The organism is Lysinibacillus sp. NPDC096418, from assembly GCF_044762775.1.
In the GTDB taxonomy this organism is placed as follows: Bacteria; Bacillota; Bacilli; order Bacillales_A; family Planococcaceae; genus Lysinibacillus.
In genome coordinates, this window is record NZ_JBIWEY010000065.1 from 1 (window position 1) to 7615 (window position 7615).

Consider the following 7615-nt stretch of genomic DNA (forward strand, 5'->3'; position numbering starts at 1 on the left):
GATATGATATTCGATTTCTTCGACAAGATCCCATTCATATGGTGTTTCTTGATATACATAGTAGTTTAACCAATTTGAGAATAGTAAATGTGTATGAGCACGCCATGTATTAATTGGCTCATTTGCTGGATCATCGTTCGGGAAATAATTAACTGGTACATCGATATCAAGTCCCTTAGCAACGTCACGGCTGTACTCATCTGCAAGTGTTGTCGCATCGTATTCTAAATGGCCAGTAATCATAATATTTTTATTATCCCTTGATTGGACAATAAAGACGCCTGCATCCTCCGAGTATGATAATAAACGTAAATCCGGATGAGCACGTACATCATCAATCGATACGGATGTATAACGCGAATGTGGCGCAGTAAATGAATCACTAAACCCTCGTACTAAATCAACCGTCAAATCTGTAATAACATGTGAATAGACGCCTGAGCATTTTTCAGGAAGTTCAAATTTTCCGATACCGTAATGGTGGTAAAGTGCAGCTTGAGCTCCCCAACAAATATGTAAAACCGATGTTACATTTTTCGCTGACCAGTCCATAATTTCAGCGATTTCGTCCCAATAATTGACGTCCTCAAACTCCATTTTTTCAACAGGTGCACCGGTAATAATCATTCCGTCAAAACGGCGATGACGAATTTCATTAAACGTTGAGTAAAATAACTGTAAATGTGATTTACTAACATTCTTCGACTCATGTGTAGCAGTATTTAAAAACGTAATATTAACTTGAAGCGGTGTATTTCCAAGTAAACGAAGTAATTGCAACTCTGTTTTTTCTTTCTCTGGCATTAAGTTAAAAATCAAAATACTTAAAGGACGAATTTGTTGCGTACGAGCACGGTCCTCTTCCATTACGAAGATTTTTTCCTCACGTAAATGTTCTCCAGCTGGTAAGTTTTTCGGAATATTAATCGGCATCATGCATTCCCCATTTCATCAATTTCTCTTTATTAGTAAATTAAAAATCCCCCTCATTCCATATGAGATAGAATGAGAGGGTTTTAATCACGATCACTCTTATCTCTCAAAGGAAATATCCTTTGCTGGAAGTAGCACCTTTCTAACTAAGTTAGAGGTTGCTGAAGCGTCAACGGGCCAAATCCCTCGACTTCTCTTGATAAGACTATTTAATTAAGCTGAATTGTATCACGGAATTATAAATTTTGCAATAATTCACAAAAATGTATTCGGATGCCTGTTATGGTACGATTTTGAGTAAATTACAGTATGCGAATTAATTTAATTCACTTCTTATTATATCTATGTAATTTTCATTGTAACTCATACATCTGAAAAAAAGAAGGACATAATATTAAAATTTCTGAAAAATCAATGGAAATAAAAAAAGAGGGTATTATCCCTCTCTTATTCATTCAGATATTGTTGTACCATCATTAAAAATAATTGAAGATATTTTATAATCAAATTTCATGTTCTCAAAAGGTAAATTAAATAGTCTAACATCGTTATCATTAAAATTGTTTAATTTAAATCCACTGTTGAAATCAATCGAATTATTTGCAGGAATCAAATCCCATTCATATTTCAAATCTACTGTATAAAGAAGTTCCCCAAACATATCATAAAAATAGGTTTCTCCAATAAAACCTTTAATATCTTTATCAGTATGATTAGTGATTTTTAGTTTGAAGTTCAATATATAATCAGCATCGTAACTAGAATCTCTAGGAGTTTTCTCTACTAATTGAATTGTTATAGAATCATTTAACTTAGATTTTTCCTTAACTTTAGTTTCAACTTCTTCATTATCTAATTTCGTTAATTCCGCTTCCATTTCAGTATCTTTGTTAGTAGATGCTGGAACAAATTTATCTTTATCTACATTATCCTTATAGGCACTATATGCAAAAAATACAGTTCCAACTGCAACAAATAACATGACTACAACTAAAATCGGGAATAATTTCTTCATAGACACACTTCCTCTTAATATCGATACCTACATTCTACCAATAATAGGTGGTTAATGGAATGCCAATACTGATTGGATTAATGTCACCATCATGTTCCTAAAATGGGCATCTGGTAGCTACATTCTATCGGTCAGATCAAAAACGTATATCGTTCCTTGCAGTTCTGTCAGATTGAGCTGAGACGCATCGAGAATTCAATAGCTGAATAAGTAGGCATGAAAAAACCTCTCTCAAGCTTATGAAAGAGGCTAATTTTGTATTTGCAGTGGTTGGATATTACATTATGAAGAGAATCCAAAGTCAGACATTGCATCTGCAAGCCGTGAGATAAAATTACAGTTAGACAATTGAGAGTGGACATTGCGGATACTCTGGGAATCGTATGAGTTAGTATTATATCTGGGAAGGGATGCAATATCCCTCAGAACATTGGCGGTAAATTTAAAAAGGCAAATAAAAAAAGAGGGAATTAGCCCTCTAATTGCTAGTTTGAATTGAAGTTAATATTCCATCTTCAAAATATAAATAATTATAGTTAGGATATACTACCCATTGTTCGGAAGTACAATATTCACTGGACTTAAAAAAATCTCCACATCTAAATTTTGTTATGCTGTGAAGATGATACGAACTATTAGGTCTCATTTTTGCATATGTGGTAATTGATAATAGCCACGACGCTTGAATTATGTTAGGATATACTTTATGTAATAGAGAGGAACGTGAATATCTTGATTAAAATTGAACTACCAAAACCAGACTTAGTTATTCGTCAACGTGAACAAGTATTAAAACCAGGAGATGTAGAAATCACTCCTTACCATGGTTTTATCGACTTCCATAAAATCACACGTGAAAAAGGCGGTATTTTCTTTTTCTACAATGAAAAAAATGAACTTTTATTTGTAGGTAAAGCACGTAAAATTCGTCAACGTATTAAAAAGCACTTTGAAGATAACGTATCTCCAATGCAAAAACACCGTGACGAGATTTTCAAAATTGAAGTGTATGAAATTGACGATCCAATGGAACGTGAAATTTATGAAACATATGCGATCAACACATTCCGTTCAAAATACAATACAGATAAAGTGTTTTTTGAATAAAAGTTAAGAAAGAGACCAGCTCAATGTTGAGTTGGTCTCTTTTCATATTTTTTAGATAAGTGGCTCGTCCGAACGATAAGTTTCATCAACAATGAGTATAGGTTTAATCGTAGAACCGTTATTTGAATCAGCAGATGCTTCATTTATTTGCTCAAATTTATAGAACTTCACGAGCTTTTCGAATGGGAATTGCCCACTTTTATGGTATTGAATTAATTGTGTCACCCATTAGGACACCGATAAGTTTGCGATTTGCAAATACTAAATCCTTTAGTGTACTAATTTCAAGACTGTTCGGTGTAACCGCAACTGGTGCACATACTCCCCCTATACCTAGTACATCAATCGCTGCTTTCATGACTGTTGCGACACCTGTTGTATCGATAGAATAATTCACACCGCGCCCACCAGTAATTTCTAGCATTCGCTCCCCTAAATTCTCAGTCTTGCTATTAATCGTATGCGTCCCCCCAAGTTCCTTAGCGAGTTCAAGTCGCGAGTCATGTATATCTTATGGCAATAATCGTCTTACAGCCTTCAATATTAGCTGTCATTAATGCCCCTAAACCGACTGCTCCAGTCCCAAAAATCGCAATGGACGAACCAAATTTCGGCTGTAAACCGTTCACAACAGTACCGCAACCAGTTAAAAATCCACATCCTAATGGCCCATAATAGCGTAAATCTGAAGAATCACCAAATTTTGTTGATTTGAAATAAAGTTCGATTGTTTATAAAAAGATTTTCCGTTATATCCCTTTGGATGATATAATTTTTACGTATTTAATTTGAAGGAAGTGAATTCATGAGGGATTTAGAAAAAATTAAACTCGTGAAGCCACCATTTCCCAAGCTACGATGTTTTTCTTTCAAACCTATAATTATCTAGGAGAGGATTATTTTGAAGAAAAACATCGGAAACAAAACACCTAGCTTATTATTACTGATTATATTAGTAGGCTTCCCACAAATTAGCGAAACTATTTTTAGCCCATCATTACCATCTATCGCAGAAGCCTTTGAAATCTCTATGAGTGATGCACAGGTTACGATGAGTGTATACTTTATTGCTTTTGCCTTCGGTGTATTTTTCTTTGGGCGTTTATCCGATAAATTGGGTCGTCGCAAGGCAATGCTTTATGGGCTGTTTTTATATTTTGTTGGTAACGTACTTTGTTTAGTAGCAAATGAAATGGCGGTTTTATTAGTCGCACGCTTTATTCAAGCGTTTGGTGCAAGTGTTGGCTCTGTCGTGACACAGACGATTTTACGCGAAAGCTTTTCTGGTGTTGAGCGTCATAAATTGTTTGCTCAAATTTCAGCTGCCCTTGCCTTCACACCTGCCATTGGCCCGTTAATTGGTGGCTTTACCGAATATTATTTTGGCTTTAAAGTCGTATTTATAGTGTTAGTTGCTATGAGCGTTATTGTATTTTGCTATGCGTTTTTACGCTTACCTGAAACAGCGCTTACTACAATCGAAATGAAGCCAATACTACCAATAGTGAAGCGCATGATTACAAATGCACGTCTATGGCGCTACTGCTTATTAATTGGTGGTATAAACGGTGTATTATTTAGCTATTATACCGAAGCACCATTTATTTTTACGCAATACTTTACACTAACAAGTGCGATGTATGGTTTTTTAGGCATTATCGTTGCGCTAGCGTCTATCGCAGGTGCTATGCTTTCTAAACGACTCGTTAGCCACACAAAACCTGAGAAGATTATCGTTCGCGGGTTAGCAATTATGCTCATCGGTACATTACTCGCTACATCGGTACATTTTTTACCGATTTCATTACAAATGCCAACCATGATTGTTAGTGTGTTCATTATTTTATTTGGTACAGGTACCGCTTTACCAAACTGTTTAAGCTTAGCGCTCATTGACTTTCAAGACGTCATTGGTTCTGCGGGTGCGATATTTAGCTTAGGTTATTATTTACTCGTCAGTGTAACAATCTATGGTATGAGCGTTTTCCATAACGGAACAGTCCTTGCGATGCCATTATATTTTTTAGCACTAGGGATTGTTATGCTTTTAATAAGCTTACCCTTACTTTATAAAAAAGATGTGATGTTTTGAATAATGCCGCTATGCTTTAAAGGTTGCAACGTCTACAATAAAGAAAAATGCTTGGCCATCACGTTTCGTAATAAGAGTCACTATACCATTTATAAGCCAAGTCGAAAATAAACTTTAGGCACCTTGTTTAGTGAATAATCTTTTTTAAAAAAACTAAACTTAAATCTGCTGGATATGAATCCATTTTGATCAATCTTTTTTCAAAATGGATTCTTTTTATTTATCTGTTTCTAAATCAAATGTTAAGGTACTGAAAATTTACAGCACCTTAAACCTAATGAACTTCTTTATACTTTAATTCATGCCCTACTATTATTGTGTCGGACATCGCCGTATAAAGATGTAAGTACCATTGTCTTTTAAACGTTAATTCTGCTGCACATTTATAAAATACATGTCGCATACGCCTACACTTTCTGTGAATGTATTTGTCCCATTCTTTTTGGAATTATCGACGCACTTCTTCCATTGCCCAATATATATAACGGCACTGACAAGTATATATAAAATGGTGAGTCTGTGCTTATTTATGCATGTAATTGTGTGAAAACCCCAACAAATATTATAGAACCAAAAAAACACCACAGAAATAACATCTGTGGCATTTTGTCTCCTAAATAAATATCTTTTCATCTTTAAATTTATGTGCAGTAAGTAAACTAATTATCACAAATACAATAAGCGAAGCGATAATTGGAATTGTGACAGTGTGCATGCCGAATATGGATGGATAGAAACGGTCAATAACGATATAAAGTGTCATACCTGTAATCATCGAAGCAATTGCTCCGTATTTGTTCGCCTTTTTCCAATATAGACCGAGCACCACTGACCAAATAAATACTGCCTCTAACCCGCCAAATGCAAATAAGTTCAGCCATACAAGCAAATCTGGTGGATTTAGCGCGAAAAGGACAACCGCTAAGCCAATTACCGTTGTAACAATAAAACTCGCACGCTTAATTTCTGAATCACTTGCTGTTGGCTTTACATAGTTTAAATAAATATCTTTTACAACGGTTGAGCTTACTAACATCAGAAGCGCATTGACCGTAGACATCGTTGCAGCCATAGGAGCCGCTAAAACAATTCCTGCTAAAAACGGTGGTAGCACCTTTAGCGTTAACAACGGCATAACCTTATCGCCAATTTCAATTCCTGGCATAACAGGTCGAGCTAATACCCCGATAAGGTGCATTCCTAACATTATGGTACCGATTGCGACCGTACCGATGATAATTGCCAGATGCATACTTTTCGAATCTTTATAGCTCATTGCACGTACAGCAATTTGCGGTAGGCCAACTACACCTATCCCGATTAAAATCCAAAATGTCGAGACGTATAATGGCGTTAACTCACCTTCTGCGCCGAATGGTGAAACAAGATTTGGATTTTCAGCTACAAGTGACGCCATAATGTTGTCTATACCGCCCCCAGCTACGATAGTTCCAATAAGCAAGATGACTGTGCCAATGACCATAATGGAGCCTTGCACCATATCTGTTAATGCTACAGCACGGAAACCACCAATAATGACATACACTAACACTGAAATGGCAAAGATAAATAGGGCCGCCGTATAGTTCAACCCTGTGAGTGATTCGATTAAACGTGCGCCACCAACCCACTGAGCCATCATTGCTGAGAATAAGAAAATAATAATACTTATAGCCGCCAATATAACGATAACATGACTTTTATAGCGTTCACGTAAAAAGTCGATTAACGTAATTGCTTGATAACGTCTGGAAATAATTGCGAACTTCTTCCCTAAAATCATCAGTACAAAATAACCTGCTGGTAACTGCGCCATCGCAAGTAATACCCAACCGAGGCCTTTATTGTAAGCTACACCTGGCCCACCGATGAAGCTACTCGCACTTCCATACGTCGCTATCATCGTCATCGCTAGGATAAAGCCACCCATTTCACGTCCACCGAGGAAATATTCCTGTAAAAACGAATTGGAGGAGCGTACATGTTTATTTGCCCAAATCCCTATACCGAATATAATGACTAAGAATATAAATAGCGGAATAATAACTTGTACATGCATTACTCATCCACCTCCTCGTCATCAAATGGCACCTCTGTGAAAAATAGCTTCATGACAATCCAGACGAGGAGTATCATAAAAATGGTACCAGCAATGCAGCTATAGAAAAACCAAGCAGGGAAGCCAAATACATATTTATATTTTGTCGGATCTCCTGAACCTAGCCCATAAGCAAAGCCGTACCAAATAGCAAAGTTGATAATGACTAGTCCGATGCCCATAAGCGCTTCTTTATGCGCGATTTTAAAACGTTGATCTTTCAAAGTTGAATCCCCCTAACCTACCCTATTTTACCGACCTACACTCGTTATGGGAAGTATTGTGAAGGAATTATCGTAAAAAAAATGAGTACATGTGATATATGGAAAAATAAACTATATACTTATTGTTTCCACAATGTTGAAAATCA

General features: G+C 36.1%; 9 protein-coding genes and 1 riboswitch. Of the genes, 3 read left to right on the forward strand and 6 right to left on the reverse strand.

The features are described from left to right. Positions 1 to 933, reverse strand: a 933-nt coding sequence (gene metA, locus ACIQZG_RS24070; protein WP_402758625.1) for a homoserine O-acetyltransferase MetA, incomplete at its 3' end; no start/stop codon positions are given. A gap of 96 nt (positions 934 to 1029) precedes the next feature. Then, a riboswitch (SAM riboswitch) is annotated at positions 1030 to 1139 on the reverse strand. Between the two features lie 245 nt (positions 1140 to 1384). Next, positions 1385 to 1948, reverse strand: a complete 564-nt coding sequence (locus ACIQZG_RS24075) for an FtsB/FtsL family cell division protein (protein WP_402758627.1) — start codon at positions 1946 to 1948, stop codon at positions 1385 to 1387. 732 nt (positions 1949 to 2680) lie between these two features. Here ACIQZG_RS24075 and ACIQZG_RS24080 point away from each other — a divergent pair. Further along, positions 2681 to 3055, forward strand: a complete 375-nt coding sequence (locus ACIQZG_RS24080) for a nucleotide excision repair endonuclease (RefSeq protein WP_402758629.1) — start codon at positions 2681 to 2683, stop codon at positions 3053 to 3055. A 51-nt stretch (positions 3056 to 3106) separates the two neighbouring features. On the opposite strand, the gene ACIQZG_RS24085 is transcribed toward ACIQZG_RS24080, so the two are convergent. Beyond that, complete coding sequence (locus ACIQZG_RS24085) at positions 3107 to 3280, reverse strand: hypothetical protein (RefSeq protein ID WP_402758631.1); 174 nt, start codon at positions 3278 to 3280, stop codon at positions 3107 to 3109. Continuing rightward, positions 3255 to 3563 (reverse strand): zinc-binding dehydrogenase, encoded by a 309-nt coding sequence (locus ACIQZG_RS24090; RefSeq protein ID WP_402758640.1) that lies wholly within the window; start codon positions 3561 to 3563, stop codon positions 3255 to 3257. The genes ACIQZG_RS24085 and ACIQZG_RS24090 overlap by 26 nt, the downstream gene beginning before the upstream one ends. A gap of 5 nt (positions 3564 to 3568) precedes the next feature. Here ACIQZG_RS24090 and ACIQZG_RS24095 point away from each other — a divergent pair, with 5 nt between their 5' ends. Together ACIQZG_RS24095 and ACIQZG_RS24100 are read left to right on the forward strand one after the other, a co-directional pair. Next, on the forward strand, positions 3569 to 3730 hold the full coding sequence (locus tag ACIQZG_RS24095; RefSeq protein WP_402758633.1) for a hypothetical protein: 162 nt from the start codon (positions 3569 to 3571) through the stop codon (positions 3728 to 3730). Between the two features lie 226 nt (positions 3731 to 3956). After that, positions 3957 to 5147 carry a multidrug effflux MFS transporter gene (locus ACIQZG_RS24100; protein ID WP_402758635.1) on the forward strand — a complete coding sequence of 397 codons (1191 nt, stop codon included), beginning with the start codon at positions 3957 to 3959 and terminating at the stop codon, positions 5145 to 5147. A 613-nt stretch (positions 5148 to 5760) separates the two neighbouring features. Here ACIQZG_RS24100 and panF read toward each other — a convergent pair. Then, positions 5761 to 7206, reverse strand: a complete 1446-nt coding sequence (panF, locus tag ACIQZG_RS24105; protein ID WP_402758636.1) for a sodium/pantothenate symporter — start codon at positions 7204 to 7206, stop codon at positions 5761 to 5763. Beyond that, entirely contained in the window at positions 7206 to 7469 is a 264-nt protein-coding gene (locus ACIQZG_RS24110) for a YhdT family protein (RefSeq protein ID WP_402758638.1), read from the reverse strand. The genes panF and ACIQZG_RS24110 overlap by 1 nt, the downstream gene beginning before the upstream one ends. Positions 7470 to 7615: the final 146 nt, after the last annotated feature.